At 64.1% G+C, this 22,771-nt stretch carries 21 protein-coding genes; 14 read left to right on the forward strand and 7 right to left on the reverse strand.

Going from position 1 to position 22,771, the window contains the following annotated elements:
* Positions 1-795, forward strand: a complete 795-nt coding sequence (locus AC4D2M_RS06790) for a sulfite exporter TauE/SafE family protein (protein ID WP_490890843.1) — start codon at positions 1-3, stop codon at positions 793-795.
* A 12-nt stretch (positions 796-807) separates the two neighbouring features.
* Here the strand turns inward: AC4D2M_RS06790 and AC4D2M_RS06795 are convergent, their stop codons facing one another.
* Both AC4D2M_RS06795 and AC4D2M_RS06800 read right to left on the reverse strand, forming a co-directional pair.
* Positions 808-1,812, reverse strand: a complete 1,005-nt coding sequence (locus AC4D2M_RS06795) for an aminoglycoside phosphotransferase family protein (protein ID WP_490890844.1) — start codon at positions 1,810-1,812, stop codon at positions 808-810.
* Between the two features lie 9 nt (positions 1,813-1,821).
* Positions 1,822-2,904, reverse strand: coding sequence for a DUF4439 domain-containing protein (locus tag AC4D2M_RS06800; protein ID WP_490890845.1), 1,083 nt, complete (start codon positions 2,902-2,904; stop codon positions 1,822-1,824).
* 102 nt (positions 2,905-3,006) lie between these two features.
* Between AC4D2M_RS06800 and rimP the strand changes: the two genes are divergently transcribed.
* From rimP to rbfA, 5 genes are all read left to right on the forward strand, one after another.
* Positions 3,007-3,606: a ribosome maturation factor RimP gene (gene rimP, locus AC4D2M_RS06805; protein WP_490890846.1), complete on the forward strand. Its 600-nt coding sequence runs from the start codon at positions 3,007-3,009 to the stop codon at positions 3,604-3,606.
* A gap of 30 nt (positions 3,607-3,636) precedes the next feature.
* Complete coding sequence (gene nusA / locus AC4D2M_RS06810; RefSeq protein WP_490890847.1) at positions 3,637-4,608, forward strand: transcription termination factor NusA; 972 nt, start codon at positions 3,637-3,639, stop codon at positions 4,606-4,608.
* 74 nt (positions 4,609-4,682) lie between these two features.
* Entirely contained in the window at positions 4,683-4,961 is a 279-nt protein-coding gene (locus tag AC4D2M_RS06815) for a YlxR family protein (protein WP_490890848.1), read from the forward strand.
* Positions 4,962-5,166: 205 nt separating this feature from the next.
* Positions 5,167-8,082 carry a translation initiation factor IF-2 gene (gene infB, locus AC4D2M_RS06820; protein ID WP_490890849.1) on the forward strand — a complete coding sequence of 972 codons (2,916 nt, stop codon included), beginning with the start codon at positions 5,167-5,169 and terminating at the stop codon, positions 8,080-8,082.
* A 117-nt stretch (positions 8,083-8,199) separates the two neighbouring features.
* A complete protein-coding gene (gene rbfA, locus AC4D2M_RS06825; protein WP_490890850.1) occupies positions 8,200-8,634 on the forward strand; it encodes a 30S ribosome-binding factor RbfA in 435 nt (144 codons plus the stop codon).
* 102 nt (positions 8,635-8,736) lie between these two features.
* Here the strand turns inward: rbfA and AC4D2M_RS06830 are convergent, their stop codons facing one another.
* Together AC4D2M_RS06830 and AC4D2M_RS06835 are read right to left on the reverse strand one after the other, a co-directional pair.
* Positions 8,737-9,873: a ScyD/ScyE family protein gene (locus AC4D2M_RS06830; protein ID WP_490890851.1), complete on the reverse strand. Its 1,137-nt coding sequence runs from the start codon at positions 9,871-9,873 to the stop codon at positions 8,737-8,739.
* Positions 9,874-10,101: 228 nt separating this feature from the next.
* On the reverse strand, positions 10,102-11,244 hold the full coding sequence (locus AC4D2M_RS06835) for a pyridoxal phosphate-dependent aminotransferase (RefSeq protein ID WP_490890852.1): 1,143 nt from the start codon (positions 11,242-11,244) through the stop codon (positions 10,102-10,104).
* Between the two features lie 54 nt (positions 11,245-11,298).
* On the opposite strand from AC4D2M_RS06835, the gene truB reads away from it, so the two are divergent.
* The 4 genes from truB to AC4D2M_RS06855 all read left to right on the forward strand — a co-directional run bounded on the left by truB (position 11,299) and on the right by AC4D2M_RS06855 (position 13,839).
* Positions 11,299-12,228 carry a tRNA pseudouridine(55) synthase TruB gene (gene truB, locus AC4D2M_RS06840; RefSeq protein WP_490890853.1) on the forward strand — a complete coding sequence of 310 codons (930 nt, stop codon included), beginning with the start codon at positions 11,299-11,301 and terminating at the stop codon, positions 12,226-12,228.
* Positions 12,228-12,602 (forward strand): hypothetical protein, encoded by a 375-nt coding sequence (locus AC4D2M_RS06845; RefSeq protein WP_490890854.1) that lies wholly within the window; start codon positions 12,228-12,230, stop codon positions 12,600-12,602. Before truB ends, AC4D2M_RS06845 begins: the two co-directional genes overlap by 1 nt.
* Positions 12,578-13,075 (forward strand): hypothetical protein, encoded by a 498-nt coding sequence (locus AC4D2M_RS06850; RefSeq protein ID WP_490890855.1) that lies wholly within the window; start codon positions 12,578-12,580, stop codon positions 13,073-13,075. The genes AC4D2M_RS06845 and AC4D2M_RS06850 overlap by 25 nt, the downstream gene beginning before the upstream one ends.
* Positions 13,076-13,161: 86 nt before the next feature.
* Positions 13,162-13,839, forward strand: a complete 678-nt coding sequence (locus AC4D2M_RS06855) for a DUF4345 domain-containing protein (protein WP_490890856.1) — start codon at positions 13,162-13,164, stop codon at positions 13,837-13,839.
* On the opposite strand, the gene AC4D2M_RS06860 is transcribed toward AC4D2M_RS06855, so the two are convergent.
* Positions 13,836-15,743, reverse strand: a complete 1,908-nt coding sequence (locus AC4D2M_RS06860) for a hypothetical protein (protein ID WP_490890857.1) — start codon at positions 15,741-15,743, stop codon at positions 13,836-13,838. The two genes, AC4D2M_RS06855 and AC4D2M_RS06860, sit on opposite strands and share 4 nt — an antisense overlap.
* A 200-nt stretch (positions 15,744-15,943) precedes the next feature.
* Here AC4D2M_RS06860 and AC4D2M_RS06865 point away from each other — a divergent pair, with 200 nt between their 5' ends.
* The 4 genes from AC4D2M_RS06865 (at position 15,944) to AC4D2M_RS06880 (ending at position 21,376) form a co-directional block, all read left to right on the forward strand.
* A complete protein-coding gene (locus tag AC4D2M_RS06865; protein WP_490890858.1) occupies positions 15,944-16,984 on the forward strand; it encodes a bifunctional riboflavin kinase/FAD synthetase in 1,041 nt (346 codons plus the stop codon).
* 114 nt (positions 16,985-17,098) lie between these two features.
* Entirely contained in the window at positions 17,099-17,368 is a 270-nt protein-coding gene (gene rpsO / locus AC4D2M_RS06870) for a 30S ribosomal protein S15 (RefSeq protein ID WP_026545461.1), read from the forward strand.
* A 288-nt stretch (positions 17,369-17,656) separates the two neighbouring features.
* On the forward strand, positions 17,657-19,927 hold the full coding sequence (locus AC4D2M_RS06875) for a polyribonucleotide nucleotidyltransferase (protein WP_490890948.1): 2,271 nt from the start codon (positions 17,657-17,659) through the stop codon (positions 19,925-19,927).
* 81 nt (positions 19,928-20,008) lie between these two features.
* Positions 20,009-21,376 carry a M16 family metallopeptidase gene (locus tag AC4D2M_RS06880; protein ID WP_490890859.1) on the forward strand — a complete coding sequence of 456 codons (1,368 nt, stop codon included), beginning with the start codon at positions 20,009-20,011 and terminating at the stop codon, positions 21,374-21,376.
* A gap of 23 nt (positions 21,377-21,399) precedes the next feature.
* Here AC4D2M_RS06880 and AC4D2M_RS06885 read toward each other — a convergent pair whose 3' ends face one another.
* Both AC4D2M_RS06885 and moaA read right to left on the reverse strand, forming a co-directional pair.
* Positions 21,400-21,651 carry a MoaD/ThiS family protein gene (locus tag AC4D2M_RS06885; RefSeq protein ID WP_490890860.1) on the reverse strand — a complete coding sequence of 84 codons (252 nt, stop codon included), beginning with the start codon at positions 21,649-21,651 and terminating at the stop codon, positions 21,400-21,402.
* A gap of 1 nt (position 21,652) precedes the next feature.
* Positions 21,653-22,729 carry a GTP 3',8-cyclase MoaA gene (moaA, locus tag AC4D2M_RS06890; RefSeq protein ID WP_490890861.1) on the reverse strand — a complete coding sequence of 359 codons (1,077 nt, stop codon included), beginning with the start codon at positions 22,727-22,729 and terminating at the stop codon, positions 21,653-21,655.
* Positions 22,730-22,771 lie beyond the last annotated feature (42 nt).

A 22,771-nucleotide genomic window follows, 5' to 3' on the forward strand; every position in this document is an offset into this window, starting at 1 on the left:
ATGGTATCTGGGCTGGAGGAGATCCAGCTCTCTACTATCGTGCTCGTCGTGGTGGCTGGATTCGCCGCCGGCTGGGTTGACGCCGTGGTCGGCGGTGGAGGGCTTATCCAGTTGCCCGCGCTGCTGATGGTGCCGGGGATAACGCCGGTGCAGGCACTGGCGACCAACAAAATGGGCTCCATCTTCGGCACCACAACGAGCGCGATTACCTACTTCAGGCGTGCACGGCCGGATCTGCGAACGGCATTGCCGATGGCTTTGATCGCGCTTGCAGGCAGTTTCGGCGGCGCTGTTCTCGCGGCCTCCCTGCCTGCTTCGGTTTTCAAGCCGATCATCGTTGCTGCTCTCGTCGCCGTCGCGGTCTTCACTGCCTTCCGGCCTACCGTCGGTACGCTCACCAAGCTCCGGTTCACCGGTCACCGACACTATGGAACAGCCGGTGCAATCGGGCTGGTCATCGGGTTCTATGACGGGTTGATCGGCCCGGGGACAGGTTCGTTCCTGATCATCGCGATGGTTACGATGCTCGGATACAGCTTCCTTGGGGCCAGCGCCAAGGCGAAGATCGTGAACATAGCCACCAACTTCGGAGCCCTGACCTTCTTCCTTCCCAACGGCTCACTGCTTTGGGGTCTCGGTCTCCTCCTCGGCGGTGCCAACATGGTGGGCGGCTACATCGGATCCCGGATGGCGATCACCCAGGGCAGCACGTTCATTCGCTGGGTATTCCTGGTGGTCGTCGCTGCCCTCATCCTGAAGCTCGGCTACGACGTATGGGTGGAGAATATCCTCTGACGCAGGCGGTTGTCAGAGGCCGGCGAGCTCGGCGGGCAACGGTGCGTTCGTAAGCGGTTTGCGCAACAGGTTGCTCGCCACCCAGAGCGAGCGCGCGGCGTCGTCGGTTATGCCGTCCTGCAGGTACCACAGCGCGTTGTCCACTTCGCGAACCACCGCCCAGTCCCGGGCCAGCATCGGGTCCAGTCCTCCCGCCAGCGCAAGGTCGGTACAGCGGTCCCGCAGATGGGCGGCCGGATCTGCGGGCGACAGCTCGGCGATCCGGTTCCAGAGCATCGGAGCGACGGCGAATTCCGCATCCCCAAGCACGGGTTTGGGATCGATAGCGAGGAACTGCCGGGGGTGTTCAAGGACCGGCAGAATGTTCAGGTAATGCAGGTCGGAGTGGACCAGCACATCGTGGTCACGGCGTCGTCCCACGGCGCCGTGCAGTTGGCACACCTCAAGCGCGTACTCAAGCAGCCAGCGGTCGAAGGGGCGCCCGAGGGTCTCCCACTCAAGCGGCAGCGTGTCAGTCCACTGCTCGGCCTGGTCGGCAACCGAAGGAATGGAAAGCCAGCGCGGATCGGATCCGGCAGGGCCGTTGGGCACGATCGACAATCGGCGCAGGAGCGATCCCCAGATCGCGGTGGTTTCCGGCAACGGCAGTTCCGCCAACGAGGAATCGCCGTCCAGCCGTTCGAGCAGCAGGACGAAGTCCTCCTTTGCACTTTCAAGGAGTTCGACGGCACCGTTTCCGTCCCATAGGGCAAGCGCGTCCGGCTCCGGGACGGCCTCCGGATCCGGGGCGGTGATCTTCAGTGCGGCGGGGCGGCCGTCGGCGCAGGCGACGGGCAGTACGACGGCGCAGTGCCCGCTCCAAGGCTCAACGCCCGCTTCAAGCTCGAGAACCAGGTCCCATTCCTCGAGGTAACGGTTTGTGACGTCGGCCCAGCTGTCCAGCCACGCCCGGCCCCGTGGCAGGCTGAGCACCCTGCGGACCAGGGTTCCAGGCAGCTCGATATTGCGTGCATCCACGGATTAAGACTAACTTCCCGGCTCCGGTGAAGGCGGGTATTCGCTCGGGTCGATCCCGGGGAATGCCCCCAGATCACGCGGTGTAGCGCTTCCGGTCACGGTCAGGCGCTCTGCCGTCTCGGCCAGTTGCCGCAGTGCCCAGTCCCGTACCGGTCCCGGTGCGCTGACGCCCACGAGATCCGTGTAGGTACCCACCAGTTCGTGCTCGAGTTCCGGCAGGGCGGTGTCCGGGTTCGACAAAAAGGCGTCCTCCAGCGCATAGGCCGGCGCCGGAAGCGGCTCGGCAACACAGTGCTGCCTCAGGATCGACGACCCCACGGCCGCTGCAGCATCGTGCTGGGCCATTAAAACCAGAAGCGGTTCCGGCTCCGCGGCACGCGCTGCAACCACCTGGTACGCGTAGGACGCGCGCTGTTCTGCCAGTACGGCCGTACGCACACCGTCTAGTCCGGGTTCTGCCTCCAGCGTGGCTTCCGCCGGGCATTCGGCGGAGGCGTGGTCGTCGTTCCGGACCTCCGGAACAGGAAGCACAGGCGTAGTGGCGTTCAGGCGCTGGGCCAGCACACGGCTCTGCAGCCACTGAGCCGTGGCCGCCGAGGCAAGCACGCGGGCCGGCCCAGCGTCAACGGTCGCAGCCGCCACGAATCCCTGCGTGTAGGAGTCCGTGAGATCAGCGAGGAAGACCGTTGGCGACGGTGTTGCGGGCGCTGTTGAAGGGGAAGGTCCCGCCGGCCCTTCAGCGGGGGACAGCACGGGCGAAGGTGATGACGCGACGCTCCCTGCAGGACTCAACGCCGAAGCATGGAGTTGGAGCATTTCCCCAAGGGCCGCATAGCCTGCTGCATCCGCGGAAGATGCCGACTTTTCGAGGGATGACGCAGTGACTGCAAGAGTCCGGGCTGCCGCGGAGCCGTCGCTGAGGGCGAGTTCAGTAGCGCTGAGTTCGGGTTCTGAGGCGCCCTTGCCGATGACGAGGCCAATGGACGCCACGAGCAAAAGGACAAGCAGGAGCACGCCCCTCCGGAGGATGCGCAAAACTGCTCCACCGAAGCCGCTGTCGGCAGCGCCCGAACGGTCCTTCGATTGCGTCACAACCGATCATCATGCCATGTGGACGAGGTTTCGTGCGCCATTCACCGAGCTGTCATAAAGTCGTTACGCTAGTAGCTACAACATCATCGAGCGGAGACGGCAATGGCGGATCGGTCCGGCAAGCAGAACACCCCGGCACACCACCGGAATGCGGCTTCCGCGCACCTCGACGCAGCAGCGGAAGCCGAGAGGCTCCGGGAATTCCTGCGTCCCACCGTGGAACAGCACAATCTCCTGCTCGAAGACGTGGACGTTCGCATCGTCGGGAGTCACCGGACGCTGCACGTGGTTGTCGACCTGCCGGACGACGGCGCGGAGGGCTTGAGCCTTGACACCATTTCCGAGGTATCCCAGAGCGTCTCGAATGCCCTTGACAACGATCCGGGGGACGACGGCCGCCCCTACAACCTTGAGGTTTCCTCGCCCGGTGTGTCCCGGCCTCTGACACAGCCCCGCCACTGGCGGAGGAATGTCGGCAGGCTGGTCGCCGTGAAGCTGGTCGACGGCGAGGACCTCGAGGGCAGGTTGACGGATGCCCAGGAATCCTCCATCACCCTGAGGCCGATGATGGCGGTCAAGAAGGGCACCAAACCGAAGTTCGGGGAAGACCGCGAAATCCCCTACGGCAAGATTCGCAAGGGTACGGTCCAGGTTGAATTTTCCCACGCTGATGCCGAGGAACCCGGCGGCGACAATGACTGATCACGACCGCTGGCTGCTGAGGAGGCCCCAATGGATATAGATATGAGCGCTCTGCGGCTACTGGAGCGGGAGCGGGAGATACCCCTTGACCTGCTGATCCCCACGATCGAGCAGGCACTTTTGGTTGCCTACCATAAGACCGCAGGTGCACAGGAGACAGCCCGTGCACAGTTGGACCGGCGGACGGGTCACGTCACCATCTGGGCCACCGAAGTGGACGACGACGGCGTAGCGGTAGGGGAGTACGACGACACGCCGACAGGGTTCGGCAGGATCGCGGCGAGTACTGCACGCCAGATTATCCTGCAGCGCCTGCGGGATGCCGAGGACGACAACATTCTCGGAGAGTTCCGCGGCAAGGAAGGCGAACTGGTAGCCGGCCTCATCCAGCAGGGCAACAACCCCCACATGATCCAGGTGAACCTCGGTTCAGTCGAAGCACTGCTTCCGCCTCCCGAGCAGGTTCCCGGTGAGAAGTACCTCCATGGAACCCGCCTGAGGGCGTTCGTGGTGGACGTGCACCGCGGGATGAAGGGCCCGTCGATCACGGTGTCGCGGTCGCACCCCGGTCTTGTACGCAAGCTCTTTGAGCTTGAAGTCCCCGAAATTGCGGACAAGAGCGTGGAAATCGTCGCCCTCGCCCGGGAAGCCGGCCATCGCACCAAAATCGCGGTAAAGGCGCATGTGCCCGGAGTGAACGCAAAGGGAGCGTGCATCGGCGAAATGGGTTCGCGCGTGCGCGCAGTGATGAACGAGCTTAACGACGAAAAGATCGACATCGTCGATTACAGCGATGATCCAGCGACATTCATCGCGAGTTCGCTCTCGCCGTCGCGGGTGTCCTCGGTGACCATCACCGACGAGAAAACTCGCAGCGCCCGCGTGGTTGTGCCGGACTACCAATTGTCACTCGCCATCGGCAAGGAAGGCCAGAACGCGCGGCTCGCCGCGAAGTTGACCGGGTGGCGGATCGATATCGCTTCCGACGCCGCCGGCGCCTGAAGTAACGAGGTTCTGCCTCAGTAATCCGCCGATGCGTCATATCGACGCCCATGGCGCTAGAATGGATAGGGCTTATGTCGTTACGCCACCAACCGGTACGAACCTGCATCGGTTGCCGAGAGCGTGAAGACCAAGTCAATCTGGTTCGATGGTCAGCGGTCAACCGCGGCGGCTTCAACGTCGCTGAGGTCGATCACCGCCGTCGGATGGAGGGCAGGGGTGCCTGGTTGCACCCCCGGCCGTCCTGTGTGGAGCTTGCGCTCAAACGCAAAGCGTTCAACCGCGCCTTTCGGGGCGTAGTAGATACGCGAAGCGTTGAAGACTGGCTACGCACACTCGGGGGTGTCTCCTGATGGAGATTCCCTGCATGTACACCGTCCTCCCTGAAAGCGGGTCAGAAAACTGATGGAAACCCGATGAGTACCCAGCGATGAGTGCCCAACGATGAACAATCTGTTGAGCTCTGCAATCGGCGCGTCAGCTGCTTTGTCAGCTGGGGTCTGCAGTAGGAATTAGACGGTTCGCTCCTGACTCGGTGCGGACCGAGACAGGAGAAATGTGGCCAAGGTCCGCGTACACGAGCTCGCAAAAGAGCTCGGAATTACCTCGAAGGATGCAGTAGCAAAGCTGCAGGAACTGGGCGAATTCGTCCGGTCGGCATCTTCGACCATTGAAGCGCCCGTCGTGAAGAAACTTCGCGGTGCTTTCCCCGATGCCCCCGCGGCATCAAAGGCACCGGCATCAGCACCGGCGCCGGCGCGTGGGTCCCAGCCCGCGCCCAAGGCAGCAACGCCGCGTCCAGCGCCCGCAGCACCGTCGCCGGCACCCGCGCCGACTCCGGAAAAGCCGGCAGCACCGGCCCCCGAAGCTCCCCGCGAGCAGGCACCGGCAGCCCCTGCCTTCAAGGCGCCTGAAGCACCCAAGGCCGAGACAGAGGCACCTGCCGCTCCCGAATCAGGTCCCAGCAGCGACTCCGGCACTGACCGCAAGCCAGGCCCGAAGCCGGCAGCCGCACGGCCTACCTCGGCGCGTCCCGGAGCGGCTCGCCCCGGCGACCGTACAGGCAGCCCCCGTCCCGGCAACAACCCCTTCGCAACATCCCAGGGGATGCCCCGGTCCGGCCGAGGCGACGGCGACCGTTCCGGTGGTCCGCGTCCGGGCAACAACCCGTTTGCAACGTCCCAGGGCATGCCCCGGCCGGGTGGACGCCGCGATGATGATCGCAGCCCCCGACCTGCAGCAGGCGCGGGTGGTCCCCGTCCCGCCGCCGGTGCGGGCGGTCCCCGTCCCGCCGCCGGTGCAGGCGGCGCCCGTCCCGGCGCGCCTCGTCCGGGCGCACCCCGCCCCGGGGGTGCCGGTGGTGCCCGGCCGACGCCTGGAATGATGCCGAACCGGACCGAGCGCCCAGCTGCGCCCGGTCGTGGTGGAGCGGCTGGCGCAGGACCCCGGCGTGGCCCCGGGGGAGCTCCCGGTGCTGGTACTGGTGGTGGAGCCCCTGCCGGCGGCGGTTTCGGCAAGGGCGGCCGCGGTCGCGGCGGCACCGCCGGTGCTTTCGGCAAGGGTGGAGCCGGTCGCGGCAAGCAGCGCAAGTCGAAGCGGGCGAAGCGGCAAGAGCTCGAGCAGATGTCAGCCCCGTCGCTGGGCGGCGTCAGCGTTCCCCGCGGTGACGGCAATACTGTCGTCCGGTTGCGTCGTGGTTCGTCGATCACGGACTTCGCCGACAAGATCGAAGCCAACCCGGCCGCACTGGTCACGGTGCTGTTCCACCTCGGTGAGATGGCCACGGCAACGCAATCGCTGGACGAGGACACTTTCGAGGTGCTCGGTACCGAGCTCGGCTACAAGATCCAGGTCGTCTCGCCCGAGGACGAGGAGCGCGAGCTCCTCAGCAGCTTCGACATCGACTTCGATGCCGAGCTGGAAGCCGAAGGCGACGAGCAGCTTGAGGCACGTCCCCCGGTAGTCACCGTCATGGGTCACGTCGACCACGGTAAAACCCGCTTGCTGGATGCAATCCGCAAGTCGAACGTTGTAGCCGGTGAGCACGGCGGCATCACGCAGCACATCGGTGCATACCAGATCGACCACGAGCATGAGGGCGACAACCGTCCGATTACCTTCATCGATACCCCTGGTCACGAGGCATTCACAGCCATGCGTGCCCGCGGTGCGAAGGTCACGGACATCGCGGTGCTCGTTGTTGCTGCGGACGACGGCGTCATGCCACAGACCGTGGAGGCGTTGAACCACGCACAGGCGGCTAACGTGCCGATCGTCGTGGCCGTCAACAAGATGGACAAGGAAGGCGCGAACCCGGACAAGGTCAAGGGTCAGCTCACCGAGTACGGACTGGTGCCCGAGGAGTACGGCGGCGACACCATGTTCGTCCACGTCTCCGCGCTCCAGGGCATGGGCATCGATGAGCTCCTCGAGGCTGTCCTGCTCACCGCTGATGCGGCGCTGGATATGCGGGCCAACCCGAACAAGGACGCCCGCGGTATCGCGATCGAGGCCAACCTTGACCGTGGACGCGGTGCCGTCGCGACGGTCCTCGTCCAGTCCGGAACGCTGAACGTCGGAGACACCATCGTCGCCGGCACGGCCCACGGCCGTGTCCGTGCGATGTTCGACGAGAACGGCGATGTCGTCACCAAGGCTGAACCCTCGCGCCCGGTGCAGGTACTGGGTCTTTCCAACGTGCCCCGTGCAGGCGATACGTTCTTCGTCACCGACGACGAGCGCACTGCCCGACAGATTGCTGAGAAGCGTGAAGCCGCAGACCGCAACGCGGCACTGGCGAAGCGCCGCAAGCGCATCAGCCTGGAAGACTTCGACCAGGCCGTCGCCGAGGGCAAGGTTGATACCCTCAACCTCATCCTCAAGGGTGACGTTTCCGGTGCGGTTGAAGCACTGGAGGACTCGCTGCTCAAGATCGACGTCGGAGAAGGCGTGCAGCTGCGCGTCATCCACCGCGGAGTCGGTGCAATCACGCAGAACGACGTCAACCTGGCAACGGTGGATAACGCGATCATTATCGGGTTCAACGTCAAACCCGCTGAGCGCGTGGCGGACCTGGCCGAGCGTGAAGGCGTGGACATGCGCTTCTACTCGGTCATCTACGCCGCGATCGACGACATTGAGCTCGCCCTCAAGGGCATGCTCAAGCCGGAGTATGAGGAGGTGCAGCTCGGTACCGCAGAGGTCCGTGAGGTGTTCCGTTCCTCGAAGTTCGGCAACATTGCCGGTTCGATCGTCCGCTCGGGCATCATCCGACGCAACTCAAGGGCTCGTGTCCTGCGCGACGGCAAGGTCATCGGGGACAACCTCTCCGTGGAATCGCTCAAGCGCTTCAAGGACGACGCAACCGAAGTCCGCACCGACTTCGAGTGCGGTATCGGCCTCGGATCGTTCAATGACGTCAAGGAAGCCGACATCATTGAAACCTTCGAGATGCGCGAGAAGCCTCGGGTCTAGGGTTCGTATCGGGCGGGGCCGCTGCATGCAGCGGCCCCGCCTCCTGCCCATACCGACCGCGAGGCACATGCCGCAGTCGGCGTTATAGCTCCCACTGGGAGGAAGTAAGGAGAAGTCATGGCAGACGCCGCACGCGCTGCACGGTTGGCCCAGCGCATCAAGGTCATTGTCGCCGAAGCCCTCCGCCGTCGGGTAAAAGACCCCCGGCTGGAAGCGGTCACGGTCACTGATGCACGGGTCACCAATGACCTGCAGCACGCCACGATCTACTACACAGTGTTCGGCGAGTCCGAGGAGCAGGCGGCAGTGCACAAGGCGCTCGAGTCCGCGAAGGGTGTGCTCCGCTCCGAGGTGGGTCGAAACATCACCGCACGACTGACGCCCACGCTGGAATTCGTTCCGGACGAGATTCCCGTCAACGCGAACCACCTCGAAGAACTGCTTCGCACCGCTAAGGAACGCGATGCCGAGGTCGCTGAACTTGCAAGGAAGGCCGCTTTCGCCGGCGACGCGGATCCTTACCGCAAGCCCGGCGAGAACGACGAGGAGTAGAACCGGCCGTAGATCATACGGACGGAAAACAGGAGGGGCGGCTCGGTGGAATCCGAACCGCCCCTCCTGTTCGTCCTCGTACAGTCTCCTGCCAGCGGACGTTTAGTGCCTCGAGCGCATCAGTTTGATACTGATCACCTTGCCGGCAGGGGGTGCGTCCTGCGGTGAAAGTACATCGGTGGTGGCGTAGAGCCTGTTGCCTTTCTGCATCTCCACCTCAGCGGGCTGGTTGACTTCCAGCAGAGTGCTGGCAGTGGTTGATCCACGCGGAATGACCGAAATCCGGTTGGCAAACAATTCAGCGACGTAGATATTGCCCTTTCGGTCGAGTGCCAGACCCGTGGGCGAGACTAGCCCTGACGTAAGCAGGGTGGTCTCCCCGCTCCACTGATTGACAGTAAACACTGATCCCTGTGCTCCCAGGCTTGGATCCTCAGGGCCGCCGGGAAGCGACGTGACATAGAGCTTGCCCTTCCAACCGACCTCCATATCGGTGGGTACAGGTTCGAGGTAGTAGGTGGAGCCCACGGCGCATAGTGGAATTTCGAGCGCAGTGGCTATCGCCTCGGTTATCACCACCGGGATCGCCGGTAGGACGGCTACCGTTGAGATGTTGCCCCAATGGTCCACCCGGAAGATGGCGTTGGCTCCGGCATCGGCTACCAGCACGTGGTCGTGGTACGCCACTGTGGCGTAGGGGTTGGAGTCGGGCCGGCCGGTGTAACTCGCTTGCGGACCCAGCACCGCCGTTTGCAGGTCCAGGCATGTCTGATCCAGGTCCCGGAAGCCGTAGCGCGTGTCTTTGTCTGGATTGGCAGTCCGCTCATAGGCGGCGATATCGGCAATGGTGCTGATATTCCCATGCCAGTCGATGGATTTCAGGAGGGACTCGTTGGCCGATGGGTCTCCTTGGCCGGCGCCCCTCGTCATCGTGTAGTAGGTGGTGCCATGGGAACGGGATACAGAGCCGGAGAAGTACCCCTCCGCAGAGTCAAGAGTCTCGGTAGTGCCGTCCCTGGCGATACGAGTGATGATGCCCGCGAAACTCTGCGCAACATCGATTGATTTGCCTCGGCCTGTGGCGAGGCGCAACGGTGACACCAACCCTTCAGCAACGGTTGTCACTTCTTTCACAGTTGGCGGGGACGGCTCATCACCGCCATGGGCCTGAGCGGGGGTAATTCCTGCCCCCAGTGTTATAACCACCGTGGTGGCGGCGGCAAGCAGTGATCTTTTCACTGTGATCTCCTCGACTTCGTAGAACCAGTACAAAGCGAGACCTTCTCCGACCCTGCGTCCAGTGCCTGCCCATAACCGGAAATGACGCCGTCAAGCGGCGCAGCGCCGAAGCCATTCAAAGATTAGACCCGATGGACAACCACGTAAATAGACATTCGGAGCGGTCGTTTGAACGACAGGGCAGCGGCCCACGGCTTTTGCGCAGGATGTTGGAACCGCGCTGAACCCCTAACGCCCGGGTAGCCTGCTCAATCCGGTGAGCAGGCTTTCCTTGTCGGTGCAGAGTGCAATCCGGATCCAGCCCTCACCGTTGGAGCCGAACGCCGTTCCGGGCGCGACGGCGACACCCTCCTCCGCCAGGAAAGTCCGGCCCCAGGAGCGTACATCGCCGCTTGTGGCGTGGGACATGTCGGCCCAGAGGTAGAACGCCCCCTGAGCGTCAAGGTAAGGGATGTTGAGCGAGGCAAGTACCGCCGTCGCTGCGTCCCGGTTCGAGCGATAGTGGTGCAACGCGGTTTCGATGTAATCAGTGGGTCCTGTCAGGGCGGCTACGGCTGCATACTGCGGCGACGCTCCCACGCAGGACACGATTGACTCCATTACGGTGTTGAACTCCTTGCCGAGACCGCTCGGCAGCACCAGCGCGCCGATCCGCAATCCGGTAAGTCCGAAGGTTTTGGAGAGGGTGAGCGAGGTCAGTACACGCTGCGGCGTGGTGTCGAAGCGCGCAGGGCTGACGTGCGGCACTTCGTAGGTGAACGCTTCGTAGCATTCGTCCGAGAGGATCCAGAGGTCGTGGCGTTCGGCGAAATCAACGAGGTCGCGGGTGAGCTGCTCACTGAAGACGGCTCCGAGCGGATTTGATGGGGAGTTCAATACCAGGAGGCGGGTACTCGAGCCTGCGAGCTGCTCAAGGTCGCTGATTCTCGGTTGGAAACCGTTCTCGGGGCGCAGCGGATAGCTTACCGGCCGGGCGTGCACGAGTTGTGCGGTCATGGTGAATGTGGGATATCCCGGGTTGGGGATCAACACCTCGTCCCCGGCGTCGAGCAGCATACTCATGGCCAGGTGCAGGCCCTGTTGGGCCCCGGCAGTCACATAAACCCTGGACGGATCGACCTCCATGCCGTTGCGGCTGCCGAACCGCGTCGCGAAGCTCCGCCGTAGGGGAGCGATGCCTTCATTGGGTGTGTAGTTGGTGTCATCCCTGTCCAGCGCCGCTATTCCAGCATCAAGAATGTGACGTGGAACGGGAAATGCCGGCTCGCCGATGCTGAGCACAATCGCATTCGGAGTGGCCCACGCAGCCTGGGTGATCTCCCGGATCTGGTTGGAGGGAAGCTCTTCGACGTGCTTGGGAATGGACGGCATAGGGGCATAGTAGCGGTGCGGGATGGCGAGTTCCCGACATCTATACTGAAAGGCGTGAATTCCGGGCAGGTCCACTCAGGACTGGTAATAGTGGACAAGCCGCAGGGCTGGACCAGCCATGACGTGGTGGGAAGAATGCGGCGGCTCGCAGGGACCCGGAAAGTGGGACATGCAGGAACCCTCGATCCCATGGCTACAGGCGTCCTGGTGGTGGGAATCAACAGGGCAACGCGCCTTCTGACGTATATCGTCGGCACGTCGAAAACCTACACCGCCACGATCCGCCTGGGGCAATCCACGATTACTGACGACGCCGAGGGCGACGTCATCGCCGAAACCTCAGCTGCTGCCGTCCCAACGGCCGCCATACGGGAGGCCGTTGCGGGCCTCACCGGCCCCATCCAGCAGGTCCCCAGCAGTGTCAGCGCCATCAAGGTGAAGGGTGAACGGGCCTACAACCGCGTTCGGTCAGGCGAGGACGTGGTGCTGCCGCCTCGTCCGGTGACGGTGCACAGCTTCGACATCTCCGATATCCGCCACCTGAACGGCGGGGTGGTCCAGGACGTTGATGTGACGGTCCGGTGCAGTTCCGGAACGTACATTCGCGCCCTGGCACGTGATCTCGGGACGGCCCTCGGCGTGGGTGGTCACCTGACAGCCTTGCGCCGCACCGAAGTGGGCCCGTATACGCTCGCCCAGTCCTCCACCCTGGATGAGCTGGCCCAGGATTTCAGGCTCCTCGGTATCGATGAAGCCGCCCGCGCGCTGTTCCCCGTCCGTGAGTTGAGCGCTGGTGAAGCCGAGGACCTCTCGCACGGCCGCCGGATCAGTGCCGATACGGACGCGGACGTGTTATCCGGGAATTCCGACCAGCGTCCCGTTGCCGCTTTCGCTCCCAGCGGTGTTTTGATCGCCCTTCTTGAAAATCGGGGCGGGGAGGCGAAACCGGCTTTGGTCTTCGCGCCGGGGCAGGCGGGCAACTAATGGTGGTCGACGGCTTCTTCATTGCAGGCACCGTTGTGTGTTTTCTCTCGACCCTGCTGTGCCTCGGCGCAGCTGTCATCAGGCAGCCTCCCAACGACGTAACCATCCTCGCGGTGGCCGCCGTTGAACTGTTCCTGCTGGTGTACCTAGTGGCTGGGATCTTCCGTCAGGCTGGAGGGGAGCCCGTCACCGGTGAGGTATGGGAGTTTTGGGGATACCTGCTGACGGCACTGGTGATCCCGGTGGGCGCATTCTGGTGGGCGATTCTCGAGCGTTCGTGGTGGAGCAACCTGGTTTTGGGCGCAGTGGGAGTAACGATCTTCGTGATGCTGTATCGGATGGAGCAGATATGGGACGGAGCAGTGCCGGCGTGACGCGCGGTGGAGCGGGACAGACACCCGGGCAACCGGATCGTTCCGGCGCGCCGGACGGCGCTCGGAGGCTTGTTGCGACCGACGGTAAGTTGAGCCGGGGACCCGGGCGTCTTCTCATCGCCGTGTATGGCGTCTTTGCGCTGGCGGCCACCGCGCGCGCCGCTTTCCAGATTGCGACCAAGTTTGGCGAGGCTCCTTTGGCCTACACGCTGACCGCAGTAGCCGCCCTTGTGTACGTATTCGCTACAGTTTCCCTGAGCCGTTCGGGGCCGGGCTGGTATCGGTTGTCCGTCGCTGCCGTGAGTCTGGAACTGGTTGGGGTAATCGCTGTCGGAACACTAAGCCTCGTTGACCCGATCCTCTTTCCTGCGGACACGGTGTGGTCTGGCTACGGCAGTGGTTACGGGTTTGTCCCGCTGATCCTGCCCGCGGTGGGTCTGTGGTGGTTATACCGCCACCGCGCCATAAGCTAGCATCGCTGACGCGCGCAGGGACTTCAGGAGTGAGAGGATGAGTTGACAGGGCCTGGCCCGCGCATCGTCGACCACAGAGGAACACCATGAACAGCAACACCCCTGACAACACGCAGCCGGATCGTCGCAGTTCTTCCACGGATGCAGGACGCGGATCCGGAGGCACCGCGAGCGGACCGACAGGCGCAACGAGCGCTTCCGGACAGTCCACCTCGAGGCAACCATCGTCCGGACAGTCCACCTCGAGGCAACCATCGTCCGGGCAAGCCACCTCGAGGCAACCATCTTCCGGGCAAGCCACCTCCAAGACCACGAAGAAGGACTCCGGGAAGTCAGCCAAGTCCGGTAACGACTGGGGTGTCTTCCGTACCGTCGTGGTGCTCGTGGGACTCATTATCGCCGGGTTCGGCGGGTACTACCTGATCACGGGTACGACCGGACTGCCGGAGACCGGAGATGGTTCGGTGAACCCGACACTGGAGAACCAGTTCCGCTTCTTTGCCGCGATGATGGTCGGTGTGGGCGCCGCTTTCGTGACCATCGCCATCAAGTTCCAGTGGGCAAATATGCTGTGGCTCGTCTGCCTCATGGTGTTCATCGGCGGCATCGGGCGCGTCCTCTCCTGGGCATTCTCTGGAACTCCGCACTACCTCCTGATCATCCTGATGGTTGTCGAGCTGGCTTTCCCCGCAGCGCTGCTTGTCTGGCACCGGTACATTGCCAAGACCAGCGAGCTCCGCAGGGAGTACGGCGCCCGCTCCTAGGTTCGGCGGTGATTGCCCGGCCTGCCCGCTCTGCTCTGCTGGAGACAGGCCAGGCCGACACCGAGCAGCACCAGCGCCGCTCCGGCGGTGACCTCCGTACGGACGCCTGTCTGGGCCAGCTCTTCGCGGTGCTGCAGAGGACCCGGTGCTGCAGTACCGGTGTCCGCGGCGGGAGTGGCAGGTGCTTCCTCCGCAACCGTCTCAGGGGGCGCCATAACCGCCTTCGCCTCAACGCACACTGTTTCCGACGGTTCGCCAAAGGCGGACGTGAAGGGGTCGCTGTGCTCGTCACCGGGGTAGGTCGCCACGACGGTATAGCAGCCTGGTTCGCTGAAGGCGGCGAAGCGTTCGCTGGACTGGCTTCCGTTCAGAGCAGGCACGGTCATCTCGGAGTGTAGCCGGGCATTTGGAGGAACCTTTGCCGCGAGAGAAGGCCGCTCGGGGAGTGGACCATACATTGAGAGTGTGATGGTACCTCCGGAGTCGGTCGCGGGTTTCCCGAAGCCAACTCCGGTTACTGTGTCGGTGACTCGGTCACCGACAAGTGCATCGTGAGCGGAGAGCTGGGTGCTGATCTTCGGCGTCCACGGCACGAATGTTGTCTCGGCTTCCAAGCCGTACTGACCCTGCCACCCGAGAACGTAGCTGGACGCTTCGGCCGGAAGAGCACTTTCGGGGGCGATCGACTCCGTCCAGACGTACCATCCGGGCGATGGCACAGCCAGGCCCGCAGTGCTGTAGGTGCCGGGACCATCCACCCGCGTAGTGACCGTGCCGACGTTCGGTGTGCCCTCCGGTACCGACTCCTGCAGGACAGGCTTCGCATCAAGCGGTCCCCAGAGAGTGGAAACCACTTCCACGGAGACCGGCGTCGCGCTGCCGGGCACGGACAACCATGGAGCCGACACAGGTGAACCGTCCTCTGCTGGGGGAGTAGCGCTGACCGTGAGGACGTCATGGACGGTAGTGCCCGCCCCGGTTCGGGCAGCGGAAGTCTTCGTTGTGACCGCCGGCTGGAAAGCCGGTAGGTCCGAGATGGCTGCAGCGGCATCGCGCGGTTCGACAACTGCGGCAAAAAGCAGCCGTTGTACATCCCCGCCCGTCGGCACCAGCCAGCTCACGCCAGCGGCAGGCGTGCGGGGGACCGCAACAGCCATGGACCCGCTGCCCAACCCGGTCCGTCGCAGACTGAGGCGGTGCGGTTCCTCGCTGCTTGTCCAGGTGGACTCTGCCTTCTCCGCCAGCGCGAACGGCCCCGTCAGTTCCACGGAGGCTGTCAGGCCGGCGGCCGGTCGGCCGTTGGCTCCCGACACTCCAATAACTGCGGTGATCGTCCCGTCCTCCCCTACGGGCTCCAGCTCGATCGATACTTTGTAGGGTCCGGCTCCGTCGAACGCAATTCTGGTCATGGAGCGCGCCTGCTCGATGACGTCAGCCGGCAGCCCCTCAGCACGGAGGACGGCATTCATCCCGGGGGAGTCCCAGGCCATTCCGGGGGAGGTAATCGCCCAGACAGCCAACTGGACGGACGCCGCGATGGCACTGTCCTTCGTCGCGCCCCACCGGTGCAGCAGGTAGGACAGGGCAGCGTTTTCCGTCGCCGTCAGCGCGCTGCCGTCACTCCGGACGAATCCGCCCGAATGGCCGTTGTCGTACCCGGCTGCGTTCTCCGGGGAGAGACGTTCGAAGTCAGTGCAGTAAGCCACCTGGCCGCGTGAGTCCCTGTACTGCCCCACGAAATGCTCGGCGGCGTGCACGCCTGCCGCACGCGTCCACTCGCTTCCCACGGGAGCGGCCTGCGACGGTGAGATATTAGGCAGCCACAGCAGAGCCGCGAGCAACAGCCAGACACCGGCGGCCCGCAGGACGCCCCGGCGCGGGGAGTGAGAAGAAGAAGATGGCACGGATGTCCTCCAGATCAGGGGTTCAGGGCCGCGCCGAAGCCAGCGGGAGCAGCCCACAGAAACCATCGTCGCTACCCCTGGCGGTGGTTGGATGCGCTCTCATTCTCATGTGCATAACCCGCCCCATTTGGTGAGTGTGTGGAGGGAAAGACACAGTTCGCGGACGGGGTCGTCGAGACCGCCTGCATCCATCGGCCATAATGAAGGAACAACGAAGGGTGCCGTTACCCGTCCAACCGCCAAGGAGATGCGTGTTCTACTGGAGAGACCTGGCCGATGTGCCGGAGGGTTTCGGTCCGACAGTTGTCACCATCGGGAACTTTGACGGTGTTCACCGGGGCCACCAGAGTGTGCTCCAGCAGCTCGTCGCAGCGGCACGCGAACGGGACGCAGCCGCCGTCGTCATATCGTTCGAACCGCATCCCGCCCAGGTCCACCGTCCGGACAGCGCGCCGGAGCTGATTATGGGCCTGCAGGACAGGGTCGAGACCCTCTGCGACACAGGCATCGACGGCCTCCTGATGATGCACTACACGCTTGACCTTGCGGCGCAGACTCCTGAGGAGTTCGTGTGTTCCGTCCTCGTTGAAGGCCTGCGCGCGAAAGCAGTCGTCATCGGTCACGACGTGCGCTTCGGGCGTGGCAATTCCGGTGACCTTTCAACCATGCAGGCGCTCGGAGGCCAGTTGGGCTTCGACGTGGTGGTCATCGATGATTACGGCTCGAGCCTGCAAAGCACGACGGCCGGAGGAGAGCGCCGCTGTTCCTCCACCTGGGTGCGGGAAGCACTCGTTGCCGGTGACGTCACCACCGCCGCCCGGATCCTGGGCAGGCCCCACCGCATGCGGGGTGAAGTGGTCCACGGAGCGGCCCGCGGAAGGGCTCTGGGATTCCCGACCGCCAACCTGTCGTCGAAATCGACCGGCTTCATCCCCGCGGACGGGATCTATGCCGGATGGCTCATCGACAGCAGCCAGGTGCGCTGGCCGGCAGCGATCTCCGTCGGCTCCAATCCGACGTTCGAAGGGGTCAGCAGGCAGGTCGAGGCTCACGTGATTGACCGGCCCAAGGAGGAGATCGACGTCTTCGACCTGTACGGGCAGACGGTGATCGTGGAGTTCGTGCGTCGGCTGCGGGGAATGGTTGCCTACCGGGGGCCGGAAGCGTTGATCGAACAGATGCGGCTGGACGTCGACCAGACGCGAGCTGTGCTTTCGACAGAACAGCGTACGTACGGGTAAAGTTGACTGCGGTCCGGCTGCAGTCCGTGGTTGCTTGGCCACCGCCGGAGCTCCGCTCGCCTGCGAGGGGAACCGGCATCATTTTGTTCACGGTACAACTCATAGGAGTTATTTGTGGCACTTGAAGCCGCTCTGAAGCAGGAAATCATCAAGGAATACGCAACCTCTGAGGGCGACACCGGTTCGCCTGAGGTGCAGATCGCGATGCTTTCCCGCCGCATTCTCGACCTGACCGAACACCTCAAGAAGCACAAGCACGACCACCACACCCGTCGTGGCCTGCTTCTGCTGGTGGGTCGCCGTCGTCGTCTGCTCGACTACCTGCGCGACACCGACATCACGCGCTACCGTACGCTCATCGAGCGCCTCGGCCTGCGCCGTTAGTTAGACTGTGAGGCGGCGCCTTCCCTCGGGGAGGAGCCGCCTTCCATCTTTGCCGGCCGTGTGCCGCAAAGCGACGCGTTCGCAAGAATGCATGAAGTACCAAGTTCATAACCAGGAGCCAGGCGGACAAGCAGGCATTCGCGGTCCTCGGTAGTGGTCTCCGGGACACCATCTTGTGATGGTCTCCCGTGGACCTCGATCGAAGACCGGGTGCCACAACCCGTCCTAACGGCGTTGACCAGCAAGACGCCGCCTGCCTCCGCCACCAAAGAAACGGAGGTGACTCTCTTGGAGGGTCCCGAAATCCAGTTCGCCGAAGCCGTTATTGACAACGGTCGCTTCGGCCAGCGCACTGTTCGCTTCGAAACCGGGCGTCTCGCCCAGCAGGCAGCAGGCGCTGCCATGGTCTACATCGACGAGGACACCGCGCTCCTCTCCGCCACCACCGCCGGCAAGTCCCCGCGTGAAGGCTTTGACTTCTTCCCGCTGACCGTGGACGTCGAAGAGCGCATGTACGCTGCCGGCCGCATCCCAGGCTCGTTCTTCCGTCGCGAAGGGCGTCCGTCCACCGAGGCCATCCTTGCCTGCCGCCTCATGGATCGCCCGCTGCGCCCCGCTTTCGTGAAAGGCCTGCGCAACGAGGTCCAGATCGTCGTCACCGTGCTGGCCATCAACCCCGACGTCCGCTACGACGTCGTTGCCATCAACGCTGCCTCCATGTCCACGCAGCTTTCCGGTCTGCCGTTCTCCGGCCCGATCGGCGGCGTACGCGTTGCCCTCGTCTCCGACGGCTCGGGTGAGGACCAGTGGATCGCTTTCCCGAAGCACTCCGAGCTTCAGAACTCCGTGTTCGACATGGTCGTTGCCGGCCGCGTCGTCGGAGATGACGTCGCCATCATGATGGTCGAGGCGGAAGCCACCGACAATTCGTGGTCCCTGATCAAGGACGACGGTGCCACCGCTCCCACCGAAGAGGTCGTCGCCGACGGTCTTGAGGCCGCAAAGCCCTTTATCCGTGCACTGTGCGAAGCTCAGTCCGACCTCGCCGGCCGCGCTGCCAAGCCCACCGTCGAGTTCCCCGTGTTCAAGGACTACGAGGAGGACGTCTTCTCGGCCGTCGAGAGCGCAGCCGGCTCACGCCTTGCTGAGATCTTCACCATCGCTGACAAGCAGGAGCGCGAAGACGCGGCCAACGCCTACCGTTCCGAGGTCATCGAGTCCCTTGCCGGCCAGTTCGAAGGCCGCGAAAAGGAAATCGCGGGCGCATTCAACTCGGTCACTAAGAAGGTTGTGCGCCAGCGCATCCTCCGCGACCAGGTTCGCATCGACGGCCGCGGCCTCAGCGACATCCGCAAGCTCACCGCCGAGGTGGAGGTTCTGCCTCGCGTTCACGGTTCGGCAGTCTTCGAGCGCGGCGAAACCCAGATCATGGGTGTCACCACGCTGAACATGCTGAAGATGGAACAGCAGATTGACTCGCTGTCGCCGGTGACGCGCAAGCGCTACATGCACAACTACAACTTCCCGCCGTACTCCACCGGCGAGACCGGCCGCGTCGGATCCCCGAAGCGCCGCGAAATCGGACACGGCGCCCTCGCGGAGCGTGCACTCGTTCCGGTGCTGCCAAGCCGCGAGGAGTTCCCGTACGCCATCCGTCAGGTCTCCGAGGCGCTCAGCTCCAACGGTTCCACCTCGATGGGCTCCGTCTGCGCCTCCACGCTTTCCCTGCTCAACGCCGGTGTCCCGCTGAAGGCTCCGGTTGCCGGTATCGCCATGGGCCTCGTTTCCGACGAGGTCGACGGCCAGACCCGCTACGCAGCCCTCACCGACATCCTCGGTGCGGAAGACGCGTTCGGTGACATGGACTTCAAGGTTGCAGGTACCTCGGAATTCGTGACCGCGATCCAGCTGGACACCAAGCTTGACGGCATTCCCGCTTCGGTGCTGGCTGCAGCCCTGAAGCAGGCCCGCGAAGCACGCCTGCACATCCTCGGTGTGCTCGAGGCCGCGATTGACACTCCGGATGAGCTGTCCGAGTTCGCTCCGCGCATCATCTCGGTGAAGATCCCTGTCGACAAGATCGGCGAGGTTATCGGCCCCAAGGGCAAGATGATCAACCAGATCCAGGAAGACACCGGCGCCGACATCTCGATCGAAGACGACGGTACTGTGCTGATCGGCGCCACGGACGGCTCGTCCGCCGAGGCCGCGCGCGCCGCGGTGAACGCGATCGCCAACCCGCAGGTTCCTGAAATCGGCGAGCGCTACGTGGGCACCGTCGTAAAGACCACCACCTTCGGCGCGTTCGTCTCGCTGACTCCGGGCAAGGACGGCCTGCTCCACATCTCGGAGCTGCGCAAACTCGCCGGCGGCAAGCGGGTGGACAACGTCGATGACGTCGTGGCCGTAGGCCAGAAGGTCCAGGTTGAGATCACCAAGATCGACGACCGCGGAAAGCTGTCCCTCTCTCCGGTGGTCGCAGAGGAAGCCGGCGAATCAGCTGCCGAAGACGCTTCGCCTGCCGACGCCCAGGATTCCGCTGAGGGCGACGACAACTAGCGCACACGCTCACAAGCACAATCCACCGGCTCCACGGCGAACAGAGTTCGCCGTGGAGCCGCTGGCGTTGAGGAGAAGGATATGACTGAAACAGTTCAGGGTTCACCCGTAGTGCTCCCGCTGACGCCGGGCGGCTTGGAAAATTCGTCCATGCTGGTTGCGGGAACGCAGGGCGGAGCAGTGGTCCGACGCTCGGTGCTGCCCGGTGGTGTTCGTGTGCTAACGGAGGCGATGCCGGGCCAGCGCTCGGCAAGCATCGGCTTCTGGGTAGGGGTCGGCTCCCGTGACGAAGCTGACGGGGAGCACGGGTCGACGCACTTCCTTGAACATTTGCTGTTCAAGGGGACGCAGCGCCGGACTGCATTGGACATCGCCGCCGCTTTCGACGAGGTCGGGGGCGAATCGAACGCTGCGACGGCCAAGGAGAACACCTGCTACTACGCGAGGGTTCTCGACTCAGACCTGCCCATGGCGATCGATGTCATCGCGGACATGGTGACCTCGGCTGTCATCGATCCCGAGGAGCTGGAGCAGGAGCGGCACGTCATTCTTGAGGAGATCGCGATGGACAGCGACGATCCCTCCGACGTGGCACACGAGAACTTCGTGGAAGCCGTGCTTGGCTCACATCCGCTGGGCCGTCCCATCGGAGGAACGCCCGAGGCGATCAAATCTGTGTCGCGTGACTCGGTTCTCGAGCACTACCGCCGTTACTACCGCCCCGAAGAGTTGGTAGTCACTGCGGCCGGCGGCCTCGATCATGACGTCGTGTGCTCGCTCGTTATTCAGGCGCTTCAACGGGCAGGGTGGGCCCTGGCGGCGGACGCAGCGCCCGTGCCGAGGCGCGCACCCGAGCCGGCCGTGCTGAAGGCTGCCGGGGGAGTGCAGGTCATCCGTCGAGCCGTCGAGCAGGCGAATGTACTGGTTGGCTGTCCTGCGCTGACTGCCACCGATGACCGGCGGTTCGTGATGAGCGTCCTCAACGCGGTGCTCGGCGGAGGGATGTCCTCACGTCTCTTCCAGGAGATTCGGGAAAAGCGCGGACTCGCTTACTCGACCTACTCCTTCTCGGCGTCCTACGCCGACGCAGGCTACTTCGCCATGTATGCAGGGTGCAGTCCGGCGAAGACCGGCCAGGTCATCAGCCTGCTCAGTGCAGAGCTGGAACGGCTGGCGTCGGATGGAGTGAGTGACGAGGAACTGCGGCGCGCCGTGGGTCAGCTGTCCGGCGGCATGGTGCTCTCACTTGAGGACAGCGGTTCGCGGATGACCCGGCTGGGCCGGGCGGAGCTCGTCAGCGGTGAGTTCCTGGGGCTGGACCTGACCCTTGAGCGGGTCCGGGCCGTGACGGCCGAGCAGGTGCAGCGCCTCGCACGGCAACTGGCCGACGCCCCGCGCACAACTACCGTCGTCGGACCTTTCGACAGCGAAGCCGACCTGGGACTGTAGTCCGGGGTGAATGTCCTGCCGCCTCAGCCTCCGGCGAACGGCGGCAGGACATCGAGCACGTCGTCACGGCCGATCGGCTCGCTCCGGTCACGCAGCGCTACCTCGTTCAGGAGGAAGCTGCTCCGCTCCAGCACCCGTGCCATCGATGGGTCACCCTCGGGGTGTCGCTCGCGGATCTCCTCAAGAACCGCTGTCAGACCCACGCCGTCCAGTTCAAGGCGTTCTTCAGGGACGCCCGCGGCCGCCTGGGCCGCGCCGAAGTATCGAACGAGCACCTCAGCCGCCGATCGCGCTCATGGAGCGGTCGGGCTGTACGAAGTCGGCAGCTCCCAGCCCGGTATGACCCATGCCGTGCGCCTTGGGCTTGGCCCACATAGCCTCCTGCCAGCGCAGGGCTATGGCGGCGTCGTCGGCTCCTGACCGGAGCAGGTCCCTCAGGTCCGTCTCCTCCCGGGAGAAAAGGCAACTCATGATCTTGCCTTCGGCCGTGACGCGGGTGCGCTTGCAATCGGAGCAGAATGGCTCCGTGACGGAGGCGATGATGCCGACAGTGCCGACGACGACGTCGGGCTTTTCCGGCCGGCGCACCTCCCACCGTTCAGCGGGGGCACCGTCCCGGTTCCGGGGGTCCGGCGTGAGCACAAAGCGTTCGGAAAGGCGCTCACGAACTTCCGCCGCGGTGATCATCCCTTCACGGGTCCAGCCATGATCGGCGTCAAGGGGCATCTGCTCGATGAAACGCAGTTCGAAGCCACGCGAGACAGCCCATTCAAGCAGATCCGGCGCCTCGTGGTCGTTGATGCCCCGCATCAGCACGGCGTTGATTTTCACCAGTCCAAGCCCGACGGCGGCAGCCGCTTCTATGCCGCGAAGCACCCGGTCCAGGAACGGGCGACGCGTCAGTTGCGCGAAGGTATCCGGGTGAAGCGAATCCATCGAGACGTTGATCCTGGTCAGGCCTGCGTCCTTGAGCCGTTGCGCCTTCTTGTCCAGACCGAGACCGTTCGTTGTCAGGGACACCGGCAGGTCCGGGTGCTGTGCGCGGATATCGGCGATGATGTCCACGAGGTCCGCTCTCACCAACGGCTCACCACCGGTCAGCCGCAGCTCGCGGATGCCCAGAAGACTAACTCCGATGGCGACGAGCCTGACGATCTCCTCGCGCGAGAGCACCTGGTCCTTCTGCAGCCACTGAAGACCCTCGGCAGGCATGCAATAGGTGCAGCGCAGATTGCACTTGTCTGTCAGCGAGAGCCGCATGTCCGTGGCCCGGCGGCCGTAGGAGTCAAGCAGCCCGGCATGGGGTGCGGACGCGCCCGCGCGGAAGGTTGGGCTGCCAAGTCGGATTGCCATAGTTCGAGGTTACGCCCTTTGCCCCGGTGACTCTATCGGTTG

Source organism: Arthrobacter sp. TJ-270 (genome assembly GCF_058269075.1).